Raw genomic sequence first — 23,695 nt, 5'->3', positions numbered from 1 at the left:
TAGAAATAGGTACCGCCCCGCGACATTGCCGGGCGGATCGAACATCGAGGGGAGACGGACACCGGGCTCGGCGCTCGATCACGAGCTATGGAGAGCAGGCCGAACCAAACGAGGCTGACGGATGTAACATGGGGTATCGCCGCACATGCTGCAACCCAATTCGGGAAGTTACGGCATCGGGCGGGCCGGGGCTAACCTGCCGGACCTGTTTCTCACCTGCCGGGATGGGCAGGGCATGAGTGCCGGAGGACAGCGGGCGGGATGACCTCAGCGCTGCGGCAGGCGAACCGCCAGCGGCCGGGATCTCCGGCGATCCATCGGATATCCCCATGGAGTCCGAGGCTGGGCCGGCGGCATCGAGCGCCTATGGCCCGCTTCGCACAAGGCGGCAATCCGCAATGGACCATTGAACCAAAGGCAAGGATGCAATCTGCCCTTCCCTATACCATATTCCCGGCAGGGAGTCCGGCGGCGTCCTGGTCGCGCCGGGCAAGGACCCACGCGCGGCGAGCCCGCTGCTGGCGGGACCTCATGGTGGGAGTTGCTCGGCATGAAGACGACGGCGATGGCCAACAGGCACGTTCCTGGCGGGACACCACGCGAGTGGACGGCGGAGGTGGCTGGCGAGGTACTGGACACCGGTGACCGGGTGATGCATCCCGCGCATGGTGTCGGGTACGTCGCGCGCATCGCGGTCGAGGAGGTCTCCGGATTCAGCCTGGAATTCGTCCATGTCGCCTTCGATGAGGTGCAGCTGACGCTCCGCGTGCCGTCCAACAAGGTCCGCAGCATCGGTCTTCGGCGCATCGCCTCCCGGGCGCTCATCGACGAGGCGCTGGCCGTCCTGCAGGGTCGCGCGAGGTCGGCGAAGGTCGTCTGGGCAAGGCGGGCCCAGGAGTACCAGGCGAAGATCAACAGCGGCGACCCGCGCGTCGTCGCCGAGGTCGTCCGCGATCTCGGGCGCAACGCGATCGCGGGCCTGCAGAGCTATTCCGAGCGTGCCATCTACGAGACGGCGCTTGATCGCCTCGCCTGTGAGATCGCGGCCGTCGAGGGGACGGACAAGGTGGCCGCGATTGCCAGGATCAACGAGCAGCTGGCACTGGCGACAGCCTGAGCCGCATCGGCGCGCCACGCCCTCACGCGCCTTCCGTTTGACCCGGGACCGACATGCGCGTACGGGCATGCGTGGCCATCCGCCGGCACTGACCTGGGCTCCACCCCCCGTGGACCTTGGCTCGAAGGCAGGCTGGCCTGGGGTGGATCGGACCTCCACGTCACACTGCAACAGGACGCCGCGGCTGAATCGTCCACGCTGCGTCCAAGCCGTACCCGCGGGACCTGCCCGCCGATGCGCATGCCGGGGCCAGCGGACGTTCCGCCTGGCCCTCCGGGAAACACACCGATGACTGCCCCCAGCGCCAATCCTGCATCTCCGACGGGAGGCGAGGATTTCGCCGCCCTGCTCGATACCTATCTGGGGGCGGACACCGCCTTCGCCGGATCGATCATCAGCGGCCTTGTCCTGCGCGTCGAAGGCGATGTCGCCGTCGTCGATGTCGGCCTGAAGAGCGAAGGCCGCATCCCCCTCAAGGAATTCGCGCCGGCGGGCGAGGCCACCGAACTGCAGGCCGGCGATCGGGTCGATATCTTCGTCGAGCGCTACGAGGACCGCGATGGCTCGATCAGGCTGAGCCGGGAGAAGGCGCGCCGGGAGGAGGCCTGGGTTGTCCTGGAGAAGTCCTATGCGGCCAACCAGCGGGTCACCGGCGCGATCTTCGGCCGGGTGAAGGGCGGCTTCACCGTGGATCTCGGCGGCGCCGTGGCTTTCCTTCCCGGCTCCCAGGTGGATACGCGGCCGATGCGCGACGTCACACCGTTGATGGGCAGTCCGCAGCCCTTCCAGATCCTCAAGATGGACCGCGGCCGCGGTAACATCGTCGTCTCCCGCCGCGCGGTGCTCGAGGAGTCCCGCGCCGAGCAGCGCGGAGAGCTGATCCGCCAGCTCAAGGAGGGCGCGGTCCTCGACGGCGTCGTGAAGAACCTTACGGACTACGGCGCCTTCGTGGATCTCGGCGGCGTCGATGGCCTGCTGCATGTCACCGACATCGCCTGGCGCCGGGTCAACCATCCCTCCGAGGTGCTGACCGTCGGGCAGCAGCTCAAGGTGCAGGTCATCCGCTTCAACACGGAGACCCAGCGCATCAGCCTCGGCCTCAAGCAGCTCGAGACCAACCCCTGGGAAGGCGCGGCGCTGAAGTACCCCGTCGGCGCACGCTTCCGCGGCCGGGTCGCCAACCTCACGGATTATGGCGCCTTCGTGGAGCTGGAGCCGGGGGTCGAGGGCCTGGTCCATGTCTCCGAGATGAGCTGGACCAAGACCAATGTGCACCCGGGCAAGATCGTCGCCACCACCGAGGAGGTGGATGTCATGGTGCTCGATGTGGACGAGGCGAAGCGCCGCATCTCGCTCGGCATGAAGCAGGCCCAGGGCAACCCCTGGGAGCTGTTCCTCGAGGCGCACCCGCCCGGCACCGAGATCGAGGGCGAGATCCGCAACATTACCGAATTCGGCCTTTTCATCGCGCTTCCGGCCGGTGGACTCGACGGCCTCGTGCATCTCTCCGATCTGTCCTGGGACCAGGCGGGGGAGGAGGCGGTCGCCGCCTTCCACAAGGGCGAGGTGGTCAGGGCGAAGGTGCTGGATGTGGATGTTGCGAAGCAGCGCGTCTCGCTCGGCATCAAGCAGCTTCAGACCGACCCCGCCGCCGATGTCCTCGACCGCGTGCGCAAGGGCGACATCGTCATCTGCGTCGTCACCCAGGTGCAGGCCAATGGCATCGAAGTGAAGGTCGAGGATGTGCTGACCGGCTTCATCCGCCGGGCCGAGCTGGCGCGCGACCGCGAGGAGCAGCGCCCGGATCGGTTCTCCGTGGGGCAGAAGGTCGATGCCAGGGTTGTGGCAATCGACCGTGCCGGTCGCCGCCTCTCCCTGACCATCAAGGGCAAGGAGGTCGAGGAGGACCGTCACGCGATTGCCGAGTATGGCAGTTCGGACAGCGGCGCCTCGCTCGGTGATATCCTCGGCGCAGCGATCCGCCGCCGGAACCAGGCCGCTTCGGAAGGCTGAGGACAAGGATGGCCGCAGGAGTGCCTCCCCTGCGGCCATCCTGACATTCCGGATGCGCCCGGAAGCGGGTGCTTGTTGCCGGTGCGCGTGCGACCGGGATCAGGCCGGGGCAGTGTGCTGCTGCCTGTGTCGCGCGGTTGCAGCGCCTCCGCCGGCGTCATGCCGGGCTCCGTCGCGTAGGCTGGCCTAGAGCGGATCGCGGAGGGGCGTGAACGCCCCACAGCGTGAATCTGCCCTGCAAACAGCGGTCTACAGCGGATTGGCGTTCAGTCTTGAACGCAATCCGCTGTAGGGCCGAGCCCTCGGCCCGGGCGGGACATGCCCGAAGGCAACAGGGATTTTTAAACCAGCAACAGGTTGCGCTTATCGGGGGCGGAGCCCCGGGCGTGCACGGTTCGACCCGTCCCGCGGGCCGGTTGGGGAAGCGGGTGGCAGACATGAAGGTCGAACACCTCGGAAGGGAAGGTCGGGACGCCAACCTCGCCATGGCTTTCGCACCAGGTGAACCGGTGGTGCATCCGGTGCATGGGGTCGGCCGGGTCGAGGGGTTGCATGAGGAGGCGATCGGGAGCGAGCGGCTGGTCCTGATCTGCCTCTCCTTCGAGGCGGCACGGTTGCGGCTCAAGGTGCCGCGGGACAAGGCGGCCCGTGTGGGGCTGCGGCCGCTCTCGACGCCGCAGGTCATGGAGCAGGTCATGGCCGTGCTCCGGGGACGTCCCAGGGCGTCCCGGGGGGCCTGGATCAGGCGGGGCCCGGAATACGAAGCCAAGGTCACCAGCGGGGACCCGCGCCTCGTCGCCGAGGTGTTGCGCGACCTGGGTGCCGCCCTGATGGGACCGGAGTCGAGCTTCAGCGAGCAGAAGATAGCGAAGGCCGCGCTCGACCAGCTTGCCGGTGAGTTGGCCGCGCTGACCGGGTCGGACCGCGCCGCTGCGGTTGCCAGCATCCTTGCTGTGCTGGCCGAAGCAAAGGCGGGCCCTGACAGAAGCGGCGGTGGCAGCACCGGGGCTCGTGGCGCGGCGATCGTCGCCTGATCTCATCCATGACAGCGCAGCGCTCCTCGCCGTCGGGGCATGCCGTGCCCGGCGGGCGCGACCGTGGCTGATCCGCTCTGGGCCTTGGCAGGTCTTGGTGCGGCCTCGGCGCCGCTCGCCGCCTGCCTTGTCGCCGCCCTGGCCCGGCGCCGGCGGCGCGCAGCGCGTGCCGCGCTCATGATCGGCAGCGGAACCCCGCCCCAGGCATACCACCTCCCGCCCACGATCGAGGCGGCAGAACGCGAGATGGCGGTGCTGCTCCGCCGCCTGCGGGCCCATCTGCGTGACCCCTACGACTTCCCCGCCTCGCGGATCACCAGCGAGACCGCCTTCGAGGAGTGCCTTGAGCGCGCCACGGCCCTCGGAGCCCGGATTGCCGAGCTGGGTGGCGCCGCGCCGGTCGGCCCGGCCGAGCGCGAGCGCATGCGCGGGCTGATCCTGGAGGGCCTGATGGCCAGCCAGCGGATGGCTGCCGAGAAGGCAACGCCGTCGCCGCAGATCGGAAGGCGCGGCGGCGCTGCGGCGCACGCAGCAGGGCCGACGCGCCGGCCTGGACGCGCTTCATAGCCGGCGGCTCCCGGAACCCGGGGAAAAGGGCGAGCCCTTGTGTCAGGCCCGCCCCTCCCACGCACATCCCTTCGCTGCAGGCTGCTGACGAGACGGGATCCCCGCAGCGCCGCCATCAGGACACGCTTCCAGCAACACGGTCCAGCAACCATGCCATGAACAGCAACTCCATGAACGCAATCAGGACAGTTCATCGCGGGTTTGAGTCAGGCGATGCTGACAGCGCCGGGGGCAGGCTCCGCCGCCCCATGGTGGCGCCGGGAAGGATGCCGCCTGAACGCGGTTGCATGGTCTGAAGCGGATTGCGTTCATAGCTGAACGCCCATCCGCTGGTGCTCCTTGTTTTTCGAGCAGTTCCACGCTCCCGGGCGTTCACGCCCCTCCGCGATCTGCTCCAGCCGCTCCTCCGGACTCCCAGATCCGCAGCGCGCCGCTGCCGGCGCGCGGCGCCTTCGCCACGGCCGCGTCCTTGGTCGGAGCGCCCAGGACTTCCCCACCGGCGGGGAGGCCCAGGAGCCCCGCTGCGGTTGGCGCGCACAGGGGCGTCGGTATGGGCCTTCCCAGTCAGGGGCGGCACAACCACCGCGCGCATCTGCCCGGTGCGAACAGCGCAAGTATCCACCGCTCCGGAAATATTACCGAAACGTGAAGCTCGCAGGTTTGAAGCTGCAGCATGTTTTGCGTATTGAAAGGCGAAGAGGTGCTGTCGCCATGAACCATTTGGTTTTGCCGCGAAGCGGCAGAGAGGCCAGAAGCTCACAAATAACAGAGCCGACAGGCAGGCCCCATATCCTCCAGTATTGGCCGCTCGCGCTCGGTGTCTGGTTCCTGGTTTCTGCCATGGGCCTCTGGCTGGTGACGGCGCGCGCCGATCGTCTGCAACGCCAGGCCGAGGACAGCGTGCTCAGGCGCGCGGAGGCCGCGGCCGAGGCGATCGAGCAGAACCTCGCGCATATGCTGCAGGGCGTCGGCAGCCTGCACGACCTGGCGCAGACCCGCCAAGGACGCCTGGATGCAGGCGATCAGGGTGGTGCTCAGGCCATCGAGGCACACCTCGCCGATATCGCCCGGCACGGCCGGTTCGGCGTGCTCCAGGTTGATATCGTCGGACAGGACGGCTGGCTGGCGTGGTCGTCGAAGCCCGGCTGGCAGCCGGCCTATCTGTGGGACCCGGACCATCTTCAGGACCACCGCGACGGCGGCCATGGCCTGCTCGTGAACGAGCCCCTGCCTGATCACTCTTCGGGCCAGCGAGGCGTGGAGTTCACGCGCCGGATCCAGGACCTCTCGGGCGCCGTCAGCGGGATGGCGGTCGTCTCGATTGATCCCGCCGCACTGTCACGCGGCCTGACCCGTTTGCAGCCTGGTGAGGACAGCACCGCGATCGTCCTGCGCCGGGACGGTGTCATCCTCGCCCGCAGCCGCCCGGAGGAGGATGGGCTGCAGCCAGCCCTCCCGGCGGCCGATCCCCTGACTGCTGCGCTCCCGGCCTCAATCTCTGGACAGCTGCGGGTGCCGCAAGACCAGGGCGGCCGGGATCCGACGCTGGTCGGCTACCGCGTGGTGTCTGAGACGCCACTTGCTGTCGCCGTCACCGTTCGTGCCGCGCAGGAGCTGGGCTGGGCAGCCTTCCTGCGCCATGCGTTTCAGGCCACGATCGTCTCGATCTCGCTGCTTGCCCTGGCCATCATGGCTCTGGCGCTGCTGTGGCTGGAGCGCCGGCGGACCCAGTCGGACCTCGACCTGGCCCGGCGAGAGCGCGAGGCGGCGCTGGAGGGGCTGGCGCACACCCAGCGGATGGAGGCGCTGGGGCGGCTCGCGGGCGGCGTGGCGCACGACTTCAACAACGTCCTGCAGGCTGTCCTCGGCGGCGCGAAGCTGATCGCGCGTCGGCCCGAGGATGCCGCAGCGGTGCGCCGCTTCGCCAGCATGATCTCCGAGGCGGCGGACAGAGGGGCTTCCGTCACGCGCCGGCTGCTCGCCTTCGCCCGCCGAGGCGAACTCCGCGCCGAGATCGTCGATGTCGTCGCGCTGCTCGCCGGGGTCCGGGAGGTGCTCGCCCATACCCTCGGCGCCGAGATCCAGGTCCGCCTCGAGGCTGATGGCCTGCTGCCTCCTGTGCTCGCAGACCGTGGGCAGCTTGAGACGGTGCTGGTGAATCTCGCGGTCAACGGCCGCGACGCGATGGCGTCACGGGGTGGCGGGACGCTCACCCTCTCCGCGGATCCGGAGGAAATCCCTGTCGGCAAGGAGCACGCGGCGAATCTCAAGCCCGGTCGCTACCTCCGCCTTTCGGTCCGGGATACGGGGGCGGGCATGGATCCCGCAACACTCGCGCGGGCGGCGGAGCCGTTTTTCACAACCAAGCCCAAGAGCAAGGGAACGGGGCTCGGTCTCGCCATGGCCAAGGGCTTTGCCGAGCAGTCCGGCGGGGCTTTCCGGATCGAGAGCGCACTGGGCCGCGGCACCATCGTGACACTCTGGCTGCCGCGCGCTGTCTCCGGTGCGAAACCGGCCGTTCCCAAGGAGACGGAAGCTGCCCCGCCCGCGGATACCGCTCTGCCCGCCACGGGTGGCATCCGGGTCCTGCTGGTGGACGATGAGGCCTTGGTCCGGACCACCCTGGCGGAAAATCTGGCGACCCATGGCTGGATCATCAGTGAAGCGGAAAGCGGTGCGGCGGCGCTGGCCTGGCTGGACGGCGGCGAGGCCTTTGACCTGCTGGTGACCGACCTGGCCATGCCCGGCATGGACGGGCTGGCGGTGATCCGGGAGGCGCGCCGTCGCCGGCCGGGCATGCCGGCCCTCCTGGTGACCGGACATGCCGGGGATGCGCAGGTCGGGCTGCTTGCGGCCGCGGCAGCGGGTGGCCCCTTCGCGCTCCTGCGCAAGCCCGTTGCCGCGGATGAACTCCGCAGCCGTGCCGAGGTGCTGCTGCAGAGCGGCCAGGTCTCGGCCCCCGTCGAGGACGAGCAGGAACCGACCCTAATGACGGCATAGCCGATCAGCCTGGAGCCTTGAGCTCAGGCGGCGATGCGCTCGACCGCTGGGCGCGCAGCTCATCGCGGATCTCGGCCAGCAGCTTTTCCGTGGGAGTGGTGGTCGGCGGCGCCTTGCCGATCTCATGCAGCCGGAGCCGCGCCAATGCCTTCACAACCCAGAAGATGGCGAAGGAGACGATGACGAATTTGAGGATGGTGTTGAAGAACTTGCCGATGGCGAGCACCACTGCGCCAGCTTCACGCGTGGCTTCCAGCGAAGCGCGACGCTCCCCGCTCAGCACCAGGAAGATGTTGGAGAAATCGACCCCGCCCACCATCAAACCGATGAGCGGGTTGATCAGGTCCTCCACCAGGGATGTAACGATGGTGGTGAAGGCGGCGCCGACGACCAGGCCCACCGCCAGTTCGACCACGCTGCCGCGCATGAGAAAGGCTTTGAATTCGCGCAACCATGCAGGTTCGCGGATCTGGATGGTGGCGGACATGCGGCAACTCTCCTCCACGACGTTGCGGGGCCAGCAGGACCAGGCACCATCCGGCCCCTGCCGACCTTCGCCGGTTGCGGGGCGCTGTTCCAGATGGCCAAGGCGTAGGACGGGCCATCCCAGCCGCGGCGCCGTGACGGTGCCGGGCGGCCGGCATCGTCATGTTTGCAATTTGTTCTCAAGGGCTCTTTGCTGGGGTAGCATGGCTGGCAAATCTCCATGGCCATCCCCCACATGCCCTCCGACCTCGTCATCACGGAGAAGACCAGCCAGGCGAAGGACGTCCGCGCCGCCGTGGGCGGGCGCTACGGCGCCGTCCTGCCGGCCGAGGGGCACCTGCTGACCCTGCGCGAGCCGGAGGAGGTCGATCCCGCCTGGAAGCGCTGGTCGCCCGTCCTGCTGCGCCCGGACGGGCTCTACGGCACCAAGCCGGCCTCGGGCGGCAACAAGCCGGTCAAGCTCCAGGCGATCCGGGCGGCGCTGAAGACCGCCCGGCGGGTCTGGATCGCCACCGACTGCGACCGCGAGGGCCAGCTGATCGGCCAGGAGATCCTGGAGCACTGCCGCTACCGCGGCGAGGTCATGCGGGTGATGTTCACCGCGCAGGACCCGCAGACCATCCGGGACGCCTTCGCCCGGGCCAGGCCGAACAGCGAGTATGGCAGGCTCTACGGCGCCGCGGTCGCCCGGCAGCAGGCCGACCAGATCTACAACCTCACCCTGACCCGTACCGCGACGGTCACCCTCGGCCGCGGCGAGCGGGCGGTGATCGGTGTCGGCCGGGTGAAGACCCCGACGCTGGCCATCGTCTGCCGGCGCGAGCTCGAGATCCGCGCCTTCGTGCCGCAAACCTATTACGAGGTGGTGGCGACCGCCCAGGTCGAGGCCGGCTGCTTCGAGATGCGGCACGCGCCGAAGGAGCGGATCCTGCAGCGCGAGGAGGCCGAGGCGATCGCCGCGAAGGCCGATGGCTTCGCAGGGCCGCTCGCGGTCAGGGTGGAGGAGAAGCGGCAGGCCCCGCCCCGGCTGCACGACCTGCCCTCGCTGCAGAAGCTCTGCGGCTCGCGCTTCGGCTGGTCGGCGGAGAAGACGCTCGCCGTTGCGCAGGAGCTGTATGACGGCGAGGGCAAGAAGGTCATCACCTATCCCCGCGCGGAAACCCGCTACCTGCCGGAGAGCCTGATCCCGGACGTGCCCCGCATCGTGGCCGGGTTGATGGCGGGGCAGACCTTCCGCGCCATCCCGGTGCCGGACCAGCCCATCATCCGCCGCGGCAAGGCGGGCCACTTCTGGGACAAGGGGCTGGAGGGCGCCTCGCACCACGCCGTCATCCCCAACGTCAACACCATCCGCGACCTGCCCGGCATCTGGCCCCGCCTCTCGCCCGACGAACGCCGGCTCTTCCTGGTGATCGCCCGTTCCACCCTCGCCGCGCTGATGCCGGACTTCCGCTACCGCCAGACCACGGCCCTGCTCGATGTCGCGGGCCATCCCTTCCGCGCCGTCGGGCGGCAGCCGATCGAGCTCGGCTGGCGGGCGGCCTTCGGCGAGGAGGACGAGGACAAGCCGGAGGAGGGCAGCCAGCTGCTGCCGCCGCTCCGGGACGGCGACCCGGCGCGGCTGACCGGGCCGAAGGTGGAGGCGAAGGAGCCCAAGCCGCCGCCGCGCTACAACGAGGGCACGCTGGTCGAGGCCATGCAGAATGCCTGGCGCTTCGTCGAGGACCCGGCGCTGCAGGAGCGGCTGAAGGAGGCGAAGGGCATCGGCACGCCGGCGACCCGGGCGGAGATCATCAAGGGCCTCAAGCACCAGGATTTCCTCACGACCCAGGGCAAGCACATCGTCCCGACCGAGCGCGGCCTGGCGCTGTTCGGCATCCTGGAGCGGGCCGACCCGGCGCTGGTGGATCCCGGCGTGACGGCGCAGTTCGAGGTCCTGCTCGACGAGATCCTGGTCGGCAGGCAGCAGGTCGAGGGCGCAATCGACGCGATCTGCCGGCAGGCCGCGCGCATCCTCGATCGGCTTGTGGGAAGCGCCGGATCGATCGCCGGGGCGGGTCCCGGGGCGACGGCGCCTGCGGATGCGCCATCCCTGCCTCGCCCTGCCCGGCCGCCCAGTCCGGCCATGCGGAAATTCGTCGAGGGCCTGGCCGCGCGCCTGAAGCTGAAGCCGCCGCGCGGCTACACGAAGTCGGCCGAGCTCTGCCGCCAGTTCCTCGACCGGCACGCGCCGAAGCGCCCCGAAGGATCCGACACCGGCGGCTCGGCAGCCCCGGGCCCCAGCGCGGCGCAGCAGGCCTTCGCCGAAAGGATCGCGCGGGACAGGGGCATTACCGTCCCGGAGGAGGCCAGGGCCAGCGCGCGCAGCCTCTCCGCCTGGATCGACGCGAACAAGGCAAGGGTGGGCCGGCAGCCCGCAACGCGCAAAGGTCGGTTCAGCAGGCCCGAGAGGCAGAGCAAGGCACCCGTCCCATGATCGGCAAGGATCGCGCCCTGAACTGAAGATCCCCTTCGGCAACAAGGAGGCCGCGTTGGGCGGGCAGCGGTCCTGCAGCCATGAGCCGGCCTGACCAGGAGGGTGCGGGTCAGGCGATCACGACGAAGCGGTCCACATCCACCATGCCGCGATCGGTGATCTTCAGGTGCGGGATCACGGGCAGGGCCAGGAAGGCCAGCTGCAGGAAGGGCTCTTCCAGCGTCACCCCGAGCGAATACGCGGCGGCGCGCAGGGCGGAGAGCTCCTCCCTGACGGCCTCGAAGGGCTTGAGGCTCATCAGCCCGGCGATGGGCAGGGCAACCTCCGCCAGCACCCGGCCGCCGGCGGCGACCACGAAGCCGCCCTCGATCGCACCCAGGCGGTTGCAGGCCAGCGCCATGTCGGAATCGCTGGTGCCGACCACCGCGATGTTGTGGTGATCGTGGCAGACGGTGGAGGCGATGGCGCCGCGCTGCAGGCCGAAGCCCTTCACGAAGCCGACCGCACGGTTGCCGTTCACCCCGTGCCGCTCGACGATGGCGATCTTCACGAGATCGGCGGCGAGGTCGGGAACCGAGACACCATCCTCCACGGGCAATGTCGCCTCCAGCCGCTCGGTGATGATGCGGCCGGGGAGGATGCCGATCACCGGGCTCGGCCCGCCGGGCGCGGGGCGGCGGAAATCGGCGGCGGAAACCTGTGGCGCGCGCACGCTGTGGCGGGCGATGGGCGGGATCATTTGGCGCCGGGCAAAGGCATCCTCGTCCGCCACCACGCCGCCACAGAGCACCAGCCGGGCCCGGCAGCTCTCCAGCGCGTCGAGGGCGACAATGTCGGCGCGCCAGCCCGGGGCGATCAGGCCGCGGTCGGCCAGCCCGAAGATCCGTGCGGCGGAGTGGCTGGCGGCCCGGTACACGGCCAGCGGATCCGCGCCCAAGGCGATGGCCGTGCGGATCATGTGGTCCAGATGCCCGTGTTCGGCGATGTCGAGCGGGTTGCGGTCGTCGGTGCAGAAGGCGAGGAAGGGCGAGTGCCGCTCCGTGATGATCGCCGCCAGCGCCTGCAGATCCCTGGAGACCGATCCCTCCCGCACCAGGACCGCCATGCCTTTGGACAGCTTCTCCAGCGCCTCCGCGGCACTCGTCGTCTCGTGGTCGGTCCGGATGCCTGCGGCGAGATAGCCGTTGAGGTCCATGCCCCGCAGCAGCGGCGCATGGCCGTCGATGTGCCGCCCCTGGAAGGCACGCAGCTTGGCCAGGCAGCCAGGGTCGCGGCGCAGCACCCCGGGATAGTCCATGAACTCGGCCAGGCCGATCACCTTCGGATGCTGCGCCAGCGGCAACAGGTCCGCCGCATCCAGCCGCGCGCCGGACGTCTCCATCCCGGTCGCCGGCACGCAGCTGGAAAGCTGGACGCGCAGGTCCATCACGGTGCGCTCGGCCGCTTGCAGGAAATAGCGGATGCCCTCGATACCGGCGACATTGGCGATCTCGTGCGGGTCGCAAATGGCCGTCGTGACGCCGCGCGGAGCAACGCAGCGGTCGAACTCGAAAGGCGTGACCAGCGAGGATTCGATGTGCAGATGCGTGTCGATGAAGCCGGGCACCAGCACCAGTCCGGAGACGTCGATCTCATGCCGGCCGCGATAGTCCCCATGCGTGCCGACAATCCGGTCGGCACAGACCGCGACATCGGTCTCCACCAGCGCACCGGTGACCAGGTTGAAAACGCGCCCGCCTTTCAGCACCAGATCGGCGGGCGTGGCGCCCCGCCCCTGGTCAATGGCTGCGGCGAGATCGGCTGCTGGCCTTTCCATGGCGGCTTCCTTCCCAAGGCCAGCCGGCGCGGCATTGGCCGGATGGCGCCAGTGCCTCCTTATGCGGACGGGCACCGGGATGGGGCAACGGGTATCTGCGCGCGCCCCGCCGGTCCGCCACAGCCTCGCCGATGGCAGCAACCGCGATCGAGACCTCGGTCGCGATCGAGCGGCAGCGCCAGGGCCATCGAGGTCGCCTTCGGAACCGCCAGGAGCGAACTCGGCCCCGACCACGAGGAGACTAGGGCGCCGGCACGGCCGGCACCGCCACGTCGCGCTGGCCGTGCTGGCCTTCGCCATGCTGGCGACGATCCGCCACAAGGCCCACGCGCCGCGGCCCGAGGAAACACCGGGCAGGGCAGCCGCGCGACGCCGCGCCTCATCCGCTGCCACTCCGGGAGATCCGGCGCGTTGCCAGCCGCCTCGCGCAGCGGCGCATCCGGGCAGCCCATGTCATCGCCTGGTCACGCTGGCCATGCGCACGTCAGGCAGCCGCACGACGCGCCCACCTGAAACGGACAGCGTCGCTGCGGCGCTGCAGCGGATTGCGTTCGCACCTGAACGCCCGCCCGCGATCCGCTCCGGCCGGGCTTTGCGGAGCAGATCGCCCGGCGCTGCAGGGGCGGTTGATGCGGCACCCTCAACGCCGCCGGGCATTAGCCGCCGATCGCCGCCACCAGCCCCCGTGCCGCGCGGCGCAGCGCCGCCGGCTCATGCCCCGAGAAGCCGAGCATCAGCGCCTGCACCGGCGGCGCCGCCAGGAACATCGGGCTGACCGGCCGCGCCACCACGCCGCGCCGCGCCGCGGCCTCCGCCACCGCGACATCGCTGCGCCCGCCCCTGAGCCGGGCCAGCAGCTTCAGCCCCTGGTCGGGCGGCTCCACCGCCACGGCCTCCGGCCCATGCTCCCGCAGCGCCGCCACCAGCGCGTCCCGCGCCGCGCGGTACTGCAGCCGCATCCGCCGCAGGTGCTGGGCGAAATGCCCCTCCGCCAGGAAATCCGTCACCACCCCCTCGGCCAGCGTGGCGGGGTGCCAGTCCGTCAGCAGCCGCACCGCCCGCACGGGTTCCAGCAGGGCCGGCGGCAGCACGCAGTAGCCCAGGCGCAGCCCGGGGAAGATCACCTTGCTGAAGGTGCCGACATAGATGACGCGCCCCGCGTCATCGATCCCCTGCAGGGAGGCCAGCGGGCGCCCGGCATAGCGGAACTCGCTGTCATAGTCGTCCTCCAGCAGCCAGGCGCCGGCGCGCCGCGCCCAGGCCAGCAGTTCCAGCCTTCTCGCCATGGAGAGCACGACGCCCATCGGGTATTGCGAGGACGGCGTGACATAGGCGAGCCGCGCCTCGGGCGCCGCGGCGATGCCGGCCGCGACCTCCATCCCCTGCGCGTCCACCGGCACGGGGACGATGCGCGCCCCCGCGGCGGCCAGCGCCGCGCGGAGCGCGGGGTAGCACGGGTCCTCCACCCAGACCGGGTCGCCCGGCCGCAGCAGCACGCGCAGCACCAGGTCGATCGCCTGCTGCGCGCCAGCCGTCACCACCACCTGGTCCGGATCGCAGCGCACGGCGCGGGCGGCGCGGAGGTAGCGCGCGATCGCCTCCCTGAGCGCGCGGCTGCCCTGCGGGTCGCCATAGCCGAACATGGAGGGGTCCGGCGCCGAGAGCCGCCGCAGGGTCAGGCTGCGCCAGATGCGCCGGGACCGGTCGTCCCAGCCGGTGCGGCCGGTGTTGAAGGGCCGGGCCGAAAGCTCATCGACCGCGGGGCCCTCCGGGGCGGAGCGCCGCGCGACGGGCGGCGGGGCCGGCGCCACTTCGGCCGGCGGCGGGGCGGAAGGCGCCTCCAGCCCCTCCGGCAATTCGCGGGAGACGAAGCTGCCGGCGCCGACCCGGCCCTCGATGAAGCCCTCGGCGAGCAATTGCTCATAGGCCGCGACCACGGTGTTGCGGGCGAGGCTCATCTGCGCCGCCAGCGCGCGGGTGGGCGGCAGCCGCGCGCCCGGCGGCAGGACGCCGGCGAGAATCGCCCCGCGCAGCGCCAGGTAGAGCTGCCGCAGCACCGGCACGGGGCTGGCGCGGTCGGGGGCGGGCAGCATCAGCTCGATGGGACCGGCGTCCCGGGGCATGGCGGATTGGACCAGTGCGACCGGCCTGGATTGGCCCTCGCGCCGGTCCAATCTTGCGGCTTTCATGGCCGCCTGTCCAACCCGCACCGAGTGCCCCGATGCCCGATTCCGTGACCCCGCCCGATGCCTATCCCGTCTCCGAGCGGAACAAGGTCCGCCGCCTGCATGAGCGGGGGCGCTACGACAAGGAATCGGTGCACGCCATCCTGGATGCGGCGATGGTCTGCCACATCGCCTATGTCATCGACGGCCAGCCCTACTGCACGCCGACCGCCTTCTGGCGGGAGGGGGAGCATCTCTACTGGCACGGCTCCTCCGCCAGCCGGATGCTGCGCAGCCAGAAGGGCGGCGTGCCGGTCTGCCTGACGGTGACGCATCTCGACAGCCTCGTCCTCGCCCGCTGCGGCTTCAACCATTCGGTCGACTACCGCTCCGCCATGTGCTTCGGCACCGCGCGGGTCGTGGACGACCCGGCGGCGAAGAGCCGCGCGCTGGATGCCATGATCGACCGCTTCTATCCCGGCCGGAATGCCGAGCTGCGCCCGAGCACGGCGCAGGAGCTGAAGGCGACCACCGTCATCGGCATGGAGATCGAGCAGGCCAGCGGCAAGATCCGCAGCAAGGGCGTGGCGGATGAGGAGGAGGACTATGCACTGCCGATCTATGCCACGCGCTTCCCGGTCACCCAGGTGATCGGCGCCGCCGAGCCCTGCCCGCGCATGCCGGAGGGCGTGCCCTTCCCGGAAGGTCTTGCCGGCTTCACCCCCGGCCGGCGGCTGGATGAGCTGATGCTGGAGAGCTACCGGACGACCTACGGGAAGGAGTAGCGGCCACCACGCCGGCTGGACGCCGTTCGGCCGGCGCGCGATGCTCGGCGCATGCAGACGACCGACCTCGCCACTGCCTCCGCCACTGAGCTTGCCGCCCTGGTCCGCGCGAAGCGCGCCTCGCCCGTCGAGGTGACGGAGGCGGTGCTGGCGCGCATCGCCGCCTGCGAACCGAAGCTGAACGCCTTCGTGGTGCTGGACGAGGCGCGCGCCCGTGCGGCCGCCCGCGCCGCGGAAGCCGCGCTGATGCGCGGCGAGGCGCCCGGCCCGCTGCATGGCGTGCCGGTCACCATCAAGGACATCCAGGCGGTGGAGGGCCTGCCGACCCGGCGCGGCTCCCGCCTCTCGGACGCGGCGCCGGCCAGGGCCGACGCGCCGCTGGTTGCCCGGCTGCGGGCAGCGGGCGCCATCATCCTCGGCAAGACCACCAGCACGGAGCATGGCTGGACCGCGGTCAGCCACAACCCGCTGACCGGCGCCACGCACAACCCGTGGAAGCACGGGACGACCTCGGGCGGGTCGTCCTCGGGGGCCGCGGCGCTGGCCGGGGCAGGATGCGGGCCGCTGCATCTCGGCACGGATGGGGCGGGGTCCATCCGCCTGCCCGCGCATTTCTGCGGCGCGGTCGGCTTCAAGCCGACCTATGGCCGGGTGCCCTATGCGCCGGTGCCGAACAACGGCGCCCTCTCCCATGCCGGGCCGATCACCCGCAGCGTCGCCGATGCGGCGCTGATGTTCTCGGTGATGGCCGGGCCGCATCCGCTGGACCACACCACGCTCGGCGAGACCTTCCCGCCGGAGGTCCCGCCGGGCGGCGTCCATGGCCTGCGCATCGCCTACAGCCCCGATCTCGGCCATGCGCGGGTGGACCCCGAGGTCGCGGCATTGGTCGCGGCCGCGGTGAAGGCGCTGGAAGCCGCGGGCGCGACCGTCGAACAGGTGACGCCGCCCTGGGGCCCCACCGGCCCGGCGCTGGAGCGTGACCTCTGGGGCGGCGCCATGCGGCCCTTCCTGCCGAAGGATGCGGCGGAGGCGGCGCAGATCGACCCCGGCCTCCTCGCCTGCACCGAGGCATACCGCGATTTCTCCTTCATGCAGGGCCATGCCGCGCAGGGCCGCCGCTTCGCCTATGCCGCGGCGGTCAATGCCTGGTTCGCCGAGGCGGGCTTCGACCTGCTGGCGACGCCCGCCGCCTCGGTCGCCGCCTTCCCGGTCGGGCTGCAGCGCCCGCCGCACTGGGACCCGCACCCCTGGGACTGGCTGGTCTGGGCGGAATTCTCCTACCCCTTCAACCTCTCGCACGGGCCGGCCATCTCGGTGCCCTGCGGCCTGACGCCGGCCGGCCTGCCGGTCGGGCTGCAACTCGCCGGGCCGCGGCTGGCGGACAGCCTGGTGCTGCGCGCCGCGGCGGGGTTCCTGGCGGCGCAGCCCTTCGCGCCGGGTTTCGCGACACCGTAGAGGCCGGCGCATGGCGCATCCTTCCCTGCCGGGAGAAGGACGCCGCCATGAACCGCATATCCCGCCGCGCCCTACTGCAGGGCACAGCCGCCACCCTCGCCTGCACCGGCTTCGTCGCCGGCCCCGCCGGCGCCGCGACCCCGCGCATCGAGGCGCCGGTGGTGGACAGCCTCTCCATCCAGGTCGTCACCGACGGCAACCACGACATCTTCATCAGCGGCGCCCAGGTGCCCGGCGTGCGCGTGGAGCGGGTGCGCGGCTTCCGCGGCGCGCAGGAGCGGCGCGTGCTGCGCAGCGAATGGGGCCTCTCGCTCTGGCTGACCTCGGCGAAGGGCGCGGAGGAGAAGCGCCTGCTGCTCGATTTCGGCTGGACCGGGGAGACGCTGAACAACAACCTCGAGTTGCTCGGCCTCGACCCCGCGACGCTCGACGCGCTGGTGGTCAGCCATGGGCATCTCGACCATCTCGGCGGGCTGGACGACTTCCTGGCGCGGCACCGGGCGCGGATGAAGGAGGATCTCCGCCTCTATCTCGGCGGGGAGGATGCCTTCTGCCAACGCCTCTCGCCGGCCGGCAACGGCGCCTTCGCCAGCTTCGGGCGACTGGACCGCACGATGCTCGCGGAGGCGCGCATCCGGCCCGTGCTGTCCGAGGACCCGCTGGTGATCGAGGGGCATGCCTTCACCACCGGCGCGGTGCCGCGGGTGACGCAGGAGCGCGTGCTGCCCAACACCTATGTCGTCTTCGGCCAGCAGGACGGCGCCGGCTGCGAGGTGGCGAAATACGCCTCCCACCACTTCACGCCCGCCGAGCTGGCCGGCCAGCCGGTGCCCGACCAGCACCTGCATGAGCACGCCACCTGCTACCACGTGAAGGGGCGCGGCCTGGTGGTCATCACCTCCTGCGGCCATGCCGGCATCCTGAACACGGTGCGCCGGGCGCGGGAGGTGACGGGGGTGGAGAAGGTGCATGCGCTGGTCGGCGGCTTCCACCTGGCGCCGGCGCCGGCGGACTACCTGAACCGCATTATGGCGGAGCTGAAGGCGCAGGATATCGACTTCGTCTTCCCCATGCATTGCAGCGGGGCGAATTTCCTGGAAGCCGCGAAGCGCGACATGCCGCAGGCGCTGGTCCTCTGCACCACCGGTAGCCGCTTCACCTTCACGGCGTGAGGCGCAGCAAGGCAGACCATTTCGGCCGCCGCGCAATCCTGCCGCGTCCATGATGCCCGGGAACATGGCGGGACCGGCGGCAGTCCCGCCCACGCCGCCATGCCGGGAGGCAGGACACGTCCATGATCAGGAGCATGACCGACCCTGCCGGCAGCAATCTCCGGCTCTGGACCGCGATCGGCCTGGCTGTCGCGGTCCTGGCGGCCATCGGCGAGGGCTGGCCGGGCCGCGGATACGACCTCGCCGGAATCATGACGCGGGGCGCATCTTCGCCGGGATGCTGCTGATCATGATCAGCCGGCAGGGGATGCCCACCGCCGCGACGCCGAAGGAGCGGGAGGCCTGATCCGCAGGCCGCTCCCGCCGAATTGAGCGGCCGTGTGTCAGCGCGCACCTGGTTGGTCCGTTGGGGGCGTCGTCAGGGTCAAGGAAGGACGCCCCGCCATGCCACGCCGCCTGAAAGCCCGCATCGCCGACAATCTCTGGCTCTGGACCGGCATCATGGCCGCCATCGCCGCCCTCGCCTTCTACGGGCGCAGCCGGATCGGCACCGGCTACCATCTCGGCGATGTTGCTGCCCTTGCGCTCATGGTCGCCGGGACCTGCCTGATCCTGATCAGCCAGCGGCACGGGCCGCCCGCCGCCGAGGAACCGGCGGAGGGCTGAGCGCAGCCGGCGGGTCGCGGCAGACCCGGAAGGCCGGGCACGTCGCGGAGACGCCGCGACCTTCGGGTGGCAGGCATCCCGATGCATATGCGAAGGCATGCATTTGTGACGGCATCATGGAATAGTTAGGGATCAAAACTTCCCCTTCGGCGTTCCCAATCCGCGGCGCCGCCGGCAACGGCGCGCGCCGCCAGTTCGGAACGAGCCATCCAGGAGGGGGACGCACATGGCATACATCGTCGGCACCGCGTTGCGGGATACGCTGGCAGGCTCGGCCGGTGGCGATGTCATCGTCGGCGGCGGCGGTGATGACTTCCTGGTCAGCGGTCCGGCCGCCGACATCTTCGCCTTCGAGCGCGGCGACGGGCAGAACTGGGTCCAGGACTTCCAGCCGGGCACGGACAAGCTGCAATTCGGCGACGGCATCACGGCGGGCAACCTCACCTTCACGCCCGCCAATGTCGCGGGCGTGCCCGGCCTCGCCATCTTCTACAATCCCGGCACCTTCGAGAGCGTCTTCCTTCCCAACGTCAACGCGCTGCAGCCGGGCGACATCGTCTTCCAGGCCCTGCCGCCGGTCTATCTCGGCCGCACCGCGGTGGACTACAACGGCGACAAGCTGGCCGACCTGCTCTGGCGCAACAATGACGGCAGCATCGCCCAGTGGCAGATGAACGGCCCGAACATCCTGGCCGGCCCCATCCTCGGCAATCCCGGCCCGACCTGGTCGGTCGCCGGCACCGGCGATTTCAATGCCGACCAGCGCGGCGACATCCTGCTGCGCAACAACGATGGCGCCATCGCCCTGTGGCAGATGGACGGCGCCAACATCGTGGCGCAGACCACCATCGGCACTCCGGGCACGGACTGGACCGTGCAGGGCGTGAACGATTTCGACGGCGATGGCCGGTCCGACATCCTGCTCCGCAACATCGATGGCGGCGTCACGCTCTGGCAGATGAACGGGGCGACGATCACGGCCTCCACCCCCCTGCCCAACCCCGGCAATGAGTGGAGCCTGGCGGGGACCGGCGACCTCGATGGCGACAACAGGGCCGATATCCTCTGGCGCGGCGCGGATGGCTCGGTCGTCGCCTGGCTTATGAACGGACCTTCCGTCGTCGCCTCCCCCACCCTCGGCAATCCCGGGAAGGCCTGGACCCTGGTCGGCGTCGCCGACTTCAACGCGGACAACCGCGACGACCTGCTCTGGCAGAATGACGACGGCACGGTCGCGCTCTGGCAGATGAACGGCGCCACCATCGCGGCCGCCGCCACCGTCGCCAATCCCGGCGCCAACTGGTCGGTGCGGGCCATTGGCGACCTCACCGGCGATGGCCGCGCTGACATCGTCTGGCGGAGCGTCGACGGCTCGGTCGCCGAATGGACGATGGACGGCGCGACGGTGACGAGCAGCGCGCCGGTCACCAATCCCGGCCCCGACTGGCAACTGACCTGATCGGCGCCGGGCGGGCCGGCGCCGGCCCGCCCCCTGCAGCGGATTGCATCCGCAACCGAAGGGCAATCCGCCGCAGTGCTTTGTTCCCCGGGCGAGTTCAGGCGGCCGGGCGTCCATGCCCATCCGCGCCCCGCTCCGGCCGAGGGCGCCGGGGGGCGGCAGCAGGATCCTGCCAGGCCTGACCGCGCCTGCGGGCCGGGCACGCGAAGGCGCGCCGCGGCATGTGCCGCAACGCCAGGGCCCGGAGGGTCGCCGGCGTTCAGGGCATGACAGGCATCACCTGTCATGCCGATCGGCATAACTCCTGACCTGCAGCCGCCATCGGCGGCTGAGGCCGCGAAGGCGGCCCGCGGCCTATGCCGCGGTGCCAAGCCGCCGCAGGCAGCGCCGGCGACTGAGGCCGCAGAAATGGGTCACCATTTATGCGGGACAGTATCATGCGCCGGGTACCAGCCCTACCAGCGCAGCGCGCGCACCGCGGCGATCGGATCGACGCCCTCGGTCAGCGCCACCTGGCGCAGCACCTCCGGGTCCGGGTCCTCGCCATGCGCATGCGCGGCGAGGCCCGTGAGCGCCCAGAGCGCGTCCAGCCCCGCCGCCTGCGCGCCGGCGAGATCGGTATGCGGGCTGTCGCCGATCGCCAGCACGCGCTTGCGGTCGCTGATGCCGAGCAGCTCCAGCACCGGGTCATAGACCGCGGGGTCGGGCTTGCCGACCTCGAAGATGTCGCCGCAGAGCGGCTTGTAGAGATCGGCCAGCGCCCCGGCGCAGATCAGCCGCTCACCCCCCACCATCACATGCCGGTCCGGATTGACGCAGAGCATGGGCAGGCGGTGCCTCGCCGCCGCCTGCAGCGCGGGCAGGTAGGCCGAGGCTTCATGCGAGCCGCGATCCGGGTCCGGCCCGGTGTTCAGCAGGAAATCGGCCTGCGCCGCATCCGCCACCAGCTCGGCCGCGCCCTCCTCCACCACCGAGAGGTCGCGCTCCGGCCCGATATGGAAGGCGCGCGGGCCGAGGCGGGCGAACCAGGGGTGGTCCTTCGCCTTCAGCATCCGCCAGGCGACCTCGCCCGAGGAGATGATGCCGTCATAGAGCGCGCGGTCGAGCCCCATGCGGTCCAGCATCCCCTCGACGAACCAGGCGCGGCGTGGCGCATTGGTCAGGAAGACGATGCGCTTGCCGCGGCGCTTCAACTCGGCCAGCGCCTCCGGCACGCCGGGATAGGGGCGCTTGCCGTCATGCACCACGCCCCAGAGGTCGAGGACGTAGCCGTCATAGCGCTCGGCGACCGGCGCGATGCCGTCCAGGATGTCCATGGCTGTTCCTTTCGTGCTGGCCGCGTGGGGTCGCAGGTGGGTCACCCGGCCATGGACCGGGCGGGGGCGGCGGCATCCGCGCCGACCGCCGCGGCGACCGAGGCGAAGCCGTCCCGCTTCAGCAGCGCGGCGAGTTCCGCCTTGAGGCGGGGGATGAGCGCCGGCCCGTCATAGGCGAAGCCGGCATAGAGCTGCACCAGCGCCGCGCCGGCCCGGATCTTGGCATAGGCATCCGCCCCGCTCGACACGCCGCCCACGCCGATCAGCGTCAGCCGGCCCTGCGACAGGCGATGGGCCTGCCGCAGCATCTCGGTCGAGCGGGCGAAGAGCGGCGGGCCGGAGAGGCCGCCCGCCTCCGCGCGGTGGCGGCTGCGCAGCCTGTCCGGCCGGGCGATGGTGGTGTTGGAGATGATGAGGCCGGCGACGCCCCGCGCCGCGCAGGCCTCCACCACCGGGCCGAGCGCCTCATCCGCGAGGTCGGGCGCGATCTTGACCAGCAGCGGCGGGTGGCCCGGCCGGCGCACCGCGGCGATGGCATCGAGGATCTCGGCCAGCCGCTCCTCCCCCTGCAGGTCCCGGAGGCCCGGCGTGTTGGGGGAGGAGACATTGACCACGATGTAGTCGGTGACGGGGGCGAGGGCGGCGTAGAGCGCCGGGTAGTCCCGCCGCGGCTCCGCCCCGTCCTTGTTCACCCCGATATTGCCGCCGAGCACCGCGGGCAGCGGGCGGGGCAGGGCAGCGAGGCGCGCCCGGTAGGCCTCCAGCCCGGCATTGTTGAAGCCCATGCGGTTGATCACCGCGCGGTCTTCCTCCAGCCGGAACAGCCGCGGGCGCGGGTTGCCCTGCTGCGGCCGCGGCGTGACCGTGCCCGTTTCGACGAAGCCGAAGCCGAGCCGCATCAGCGCCTCCACCGCCTCGGCATTCTTGTCGAAGCCGGCGGCGAGGCCGATGGGATTGCGGAACCGCAGGCCGAAGGCGGTGGTGGCCAGCACCGGGTCGTCCGGGCTGCGGTCGGCGCCGGCGAGGCCGGCGCGGAGTGCCCGGAGCGCGAGGCCATGCGCCGTCTCGGCATCGAGGGCGCGGAACAGGGGCATGAGGGCGGAGGCGAGCCATGGTGTCATCGCGGCGGTGAATGCCTGACCCGCGCCGTCAAGGGAAGCCGCGCGGTTGACGCTGGCGGCCCCGGCCCCGACAAGCGGCGGCGAAGACCGGGAGGGGTTCCGCGTGAAAGGTCCGGCGCTGGCGCTGGCCGGCATCGTCCTGTTCAGCCTGCTGGATGCGAACAGCAAGCTGCTGTCCGGCCAGTACGGCGTCGGGCAGGTGGTCTTCCTGCGCTATGCGGTGCTGGTGCCGCTCTTCCTGCTGGCGCGCGCCGCCCGGCCCGGCTTCGGCGGCCCGCTGCGGACCAGCCGGCCGGGGCTGCACGCCATCCGCGTGGCCTGCATGATGATCTCGGCGGCCAGCTTCTTCCTCGCCTTCCGGCAATTGCCCCTGGCCGAGGGCTACCTGGTCTTCTTCACCTCGCCCTTCATGACCCTGGCGCTGGCGGCGCTGCTGCTGCGGGAAGCGGTGCCGCGCGCCGCCTGGTTCTGGTGCCTGGTGGGGTTCGGCGGGGTGCTGCTGGCCGTCGCACCCAAGCTCGGCGGCGGAGGCGGGCCGCTGTCGGGCTATCTCTGGGTCTTCCTCGGCACCCTCGCCTTCTCCGTCACCCAGACCGTGAACCGCCGGCTGCGGGCGGAGCCGGGGCTGGTCGGCGTGATCCTCTGGCCCGGCCTGGTCGGGCTGCTGGTCTTCGGGCCACTGGCCTGGCGGGACTGGATGCCGGCGCCGCCGCTCGACCTGTTCCAATTGGCGCTGAACGGGCTGATCGCCGGCGCGGCGGTGGTGCTGACGGCGGCGGCCTATCGCCATGCCGATGCCGCCCGGCTCGGCCCCTATGGCTTCGCCGCCCTGCCCGTCTCGGTCGCGCTCGACCTCGCCCTCTGGGGTCTCTGGCCAGATGCGGCGACGCTGGCCGGGGGGGCTGTGGTGGTCTTCGCCTGCGTGATGAGCGAGCGGGCAAGACGGGCCGGGGAGGCACCGGTGGCGGCACGGGCCGCCGCACGGCCATGATGCAACCGGGATGCCGCTCCATTGGGAGTCGATTTCATTTGAAAAGGTATTTT

Annotated in this window: 18 protein-coding genes; 13 read left to right on the top strand and 5 right to left on the bottom strand. The window is 70.9% G+C overall.

From position 1 onward, the window contains the following. The first annotated feature begins 550 nt into the window (after window positions 1–550). The 5 genes from LHA35_RS16315 to LHA35_RS16295 all read left to right on the top strand — a co-directional run bounded on the left by LHA35_RS16315 (window position 551) and on the right by LHA35_RS16295 (window position 7,731). Complete coding sequence (locus LHA35_RS16315; protein WP_226609825.1) at window positions 551–1,117, top strand: CarD family transcriptional regulator; 567 nt, start codon at window positions 551–553, stop codon at window positions 1,115–1,117. A gap of 288 nt (window positions 1,118–1,405) precedes the next feature. Continuing rightward, window positions 1,406–3,130, top strand: coding sequence for a 30S ribosomal protein S1 (gene rpsA, locus LHA35_RS16310; RefSeq protein WP_226609824.1), 1,725 nt, complete (start codon window positions 1,406–1,408; stop codon window positions 3,128–3,130). A 386-nt stretch (window positions 3,131–3,516) separates the two neighbouring features. Then, the gene (locus LHA35_RS16305) at window positions 3,517–4,164 is read left to right on the top strand and encodes a CarD family transcriptional regulator (RefSeq protein WP_226609821.1); all 648 of its coding nucleotides are present in this window, start codon (window positions 3,517–3,519) and stop codon (window positions 4,162–4,164) included. Window positions 4,165–4,227: 63 nt separating this feature from the next. Then, the gene (locus LHA35_RS16300) at window positions 4,228–4,731 is read left to right on the top strand and encodes a hypothetical protein (protein ID WP_226609819.1); all 504 of its coding nucleotides are present in this window, start codon (window positions 4,228–4,230) and stop codon (window positions 4,729–4,731) included. 711 nt (window positions 4,732–5,442) lie between these two features. Next, window positions 5,443–7,731, top strand: coding sequence for a response regulator (locus LHA35_RS16295; RefSeq protein WP_226609818.1), 2,289 nt, complete (start codon window positions 5,443–5,445; stop codon window positions 7,729–7,731). Window positions 7,732–7,735: 4 nt separating this feature from the next. Here the strand turns inward: LHA35_RS16295 and mscL are convergent, their stop codons facing one another. Next, complete coding sequence (gene mscL / locus LHA35_RS16290; RefSeq protein WP_226609816.1) at window positions 7,736–8,218, bottom strand: large conductance mechanosensitive channel protein MscL; 483 nt, start codon at window positions 8,216–8,218, stop codon at window positions 7,736–7,738. 219 nt (window positions 8,219–8,437) lie between these two features. Here mscL and LHA35_RS16285 point away from each other — a divergent pair, with 219 nt between their 5' ends. Then, window positions 8,438–10,693: a DNA topoisomerase gene (locus tag LHA35_RS16285; RefSeq protein WP_226609814.1), complete on the top strand. Its 2,256-nt coding sequence runs from the start codon at window positions 8,438–8,440 to the stop codon at window positions 10,691–10,693. A 109-nt stretch (window positions 10,694–10,802) separates the two neighbouring features. Here LHA35_RS16285 and ade read toward each other — a convergent pair whose 3' ends face one another. Beyond that, window positions 10,803–12,509, bottom strand: a complete 1,707-nt coding sequence (gene ade, locus LHA35_RS16280) for an adenine deaminase (RefSeq protein ID WP_226609812.1) — start codon at window positions 12,507–12,509, stop codon at window positions 10,803–10,805. A 656-nt stretch (window positions 12,510–13,165) separates the two neighbouring features. After that, on the bottom strand, window positions 13,166–14,632 hold the full coding sequence (gene pdxR, locus LHA35_RS16270; protein WP_226609809.1) for a MocR-like pyridoxine biosynthesis transcription factor PdxR: 1,467 nt from the start codon (window positions 14,630–14,632) through the stop codon (window positions 13,166–13,168). Window positions 14,633–14,730: 98 nt separating this feature from the next. Here pdxR and LHA35_RS16265 point away from each other — a divergent pair, with 98 nt between their 5' ends. The 6 genes from LHA35_RS16265 (at window position 14,731) to LHA35_RS16240 (ending at window position 20,214) form a co-directional block, all read left to right on the top strand. Then, window positions 14,731–15,459, top strand: a complete 729-nt coding sequence (locus tag LHA35_RS16265) for a pyridoxamine 5'-phosphate oxidase family protein (RefSeq protein ID WP_226609806.1) — start codon at window positions 14,731–14,733, stop codon at window positions 15,457–15,459. Window positions 15,460–15,510: 51 nt separating this feature from the next. Further along, on the top strand, window positions 15,511–16,917 hold the full coding sequence (locus tag LHA35_RS16260) for an amidase family protein (RefSeq protein ID WP_226609804.1): 1,407 nt from the start codon (window positions 15,511–15,513) through the stop codon (window positions 16,915–16,917). A gap of 47 nt (window positions 16,918–16,964) precedes the next feature. After that, window positions 16,965–18,089, top strand: coding sequence for an MBL fold metallo-hydrolase (locus LHA35_RS16255; protein WP_226609802.1), 1,125 nt, complete (start codon window positions 16,965–16,967; stop codon window positions 18,087–18,089). 134 nt (window positions 18,090–18,223) lie between these two features. Then, entirely contained in the window at window positions 18,224–18,376 is a 153-nt protein-coding gene (locus LHA35_RS16250; RefSeq protein ID WP_226609801.1) for a hypothetical protein, read from the top strand. Window positions 18,377–18,533: 157 nt separating this feature from the next. Beyond that, complete coding sequence (locus LHA35_RS16245; RefSeq protein WP_226609799.1) at window positions 18,534–18,755, top strand: hypothetical protein; 222 nt, start codon at window positions 18,534–18,536, stop codon at window positions 18,753–18,755. A gap of 226 nt (window positions 18,756–18,981) precedes the next feature. After that, on the top strand, window positions 18,982–20,214 hold the full coding sequence (locus LHA35_RS16240) for an FG-GAP repeat domain-containing protein (protein ID WP_226609797.1): 1,233 nt from the start codon (window positions 18,982–18,984) through the stop codon (window positions 20,212–20,214). A 455-nt stretch (window positions 20,215–20,669) separates the two neighbouring features. On the opposite strand, the gene LHA35_RS16235 is transcribed toward LHA35_RS16240, so the two are convergent. Beyond that, a complete protein-coding gene (locus LHA35_RS16235; RefSeq protein ID WP_226609795.1) occupies window positions 20,670–21,530 on the bottom strand; it encodes a TIGR01459 family HAD-type hydrolase in 861 nt (286 codons plus the stop codon). Window positions 21,531–21,571: 41 nt separating this feature from the next. Continuing rightward, a complete protein-coding gene (locus LHA35_RS16230; protein ID WP_226609792.1) occupies window positions 21,572–22,651 on the bottom strand; it encodes a quinone-dependent dihydroorotate dehydrogenase in 1,080 nt (359 codons plus the stop codon). Window positions 22,652–22,754: 103 nt separating this feature from the next. Between LHA35_RS16230 and LHA35_RS16225 the strand changes: the two genes are divergently transcribed. After that, a complete protein-coding gene (locus tag LHA35_RS16225; protein WP_226609789.1) occupies window positions 22,755–23,642 on the top strand; it encodes a DMT family transporter in 888 nt (295 codons plus the stop codon). The last annotated feature ends 53 nt before the right edge of the window (window positions 23,643–23,695 follow it).

This window comes from Roseicella aerolata, assembly GCF_020523605.1.
GTDB classification, from domain to species: Bacteria; Pseudomonadota; Alphaproteobacteria; order Acetobacterales; family Acetobacteraceae; genus Paracraurococcus; species Paracraurococcus aerolatus.
The sequence above is the reverse complement of the archived record's forward strand: the minus strand, read 5'-3'. Positions and strand labels throughout refer to the sequence as shown.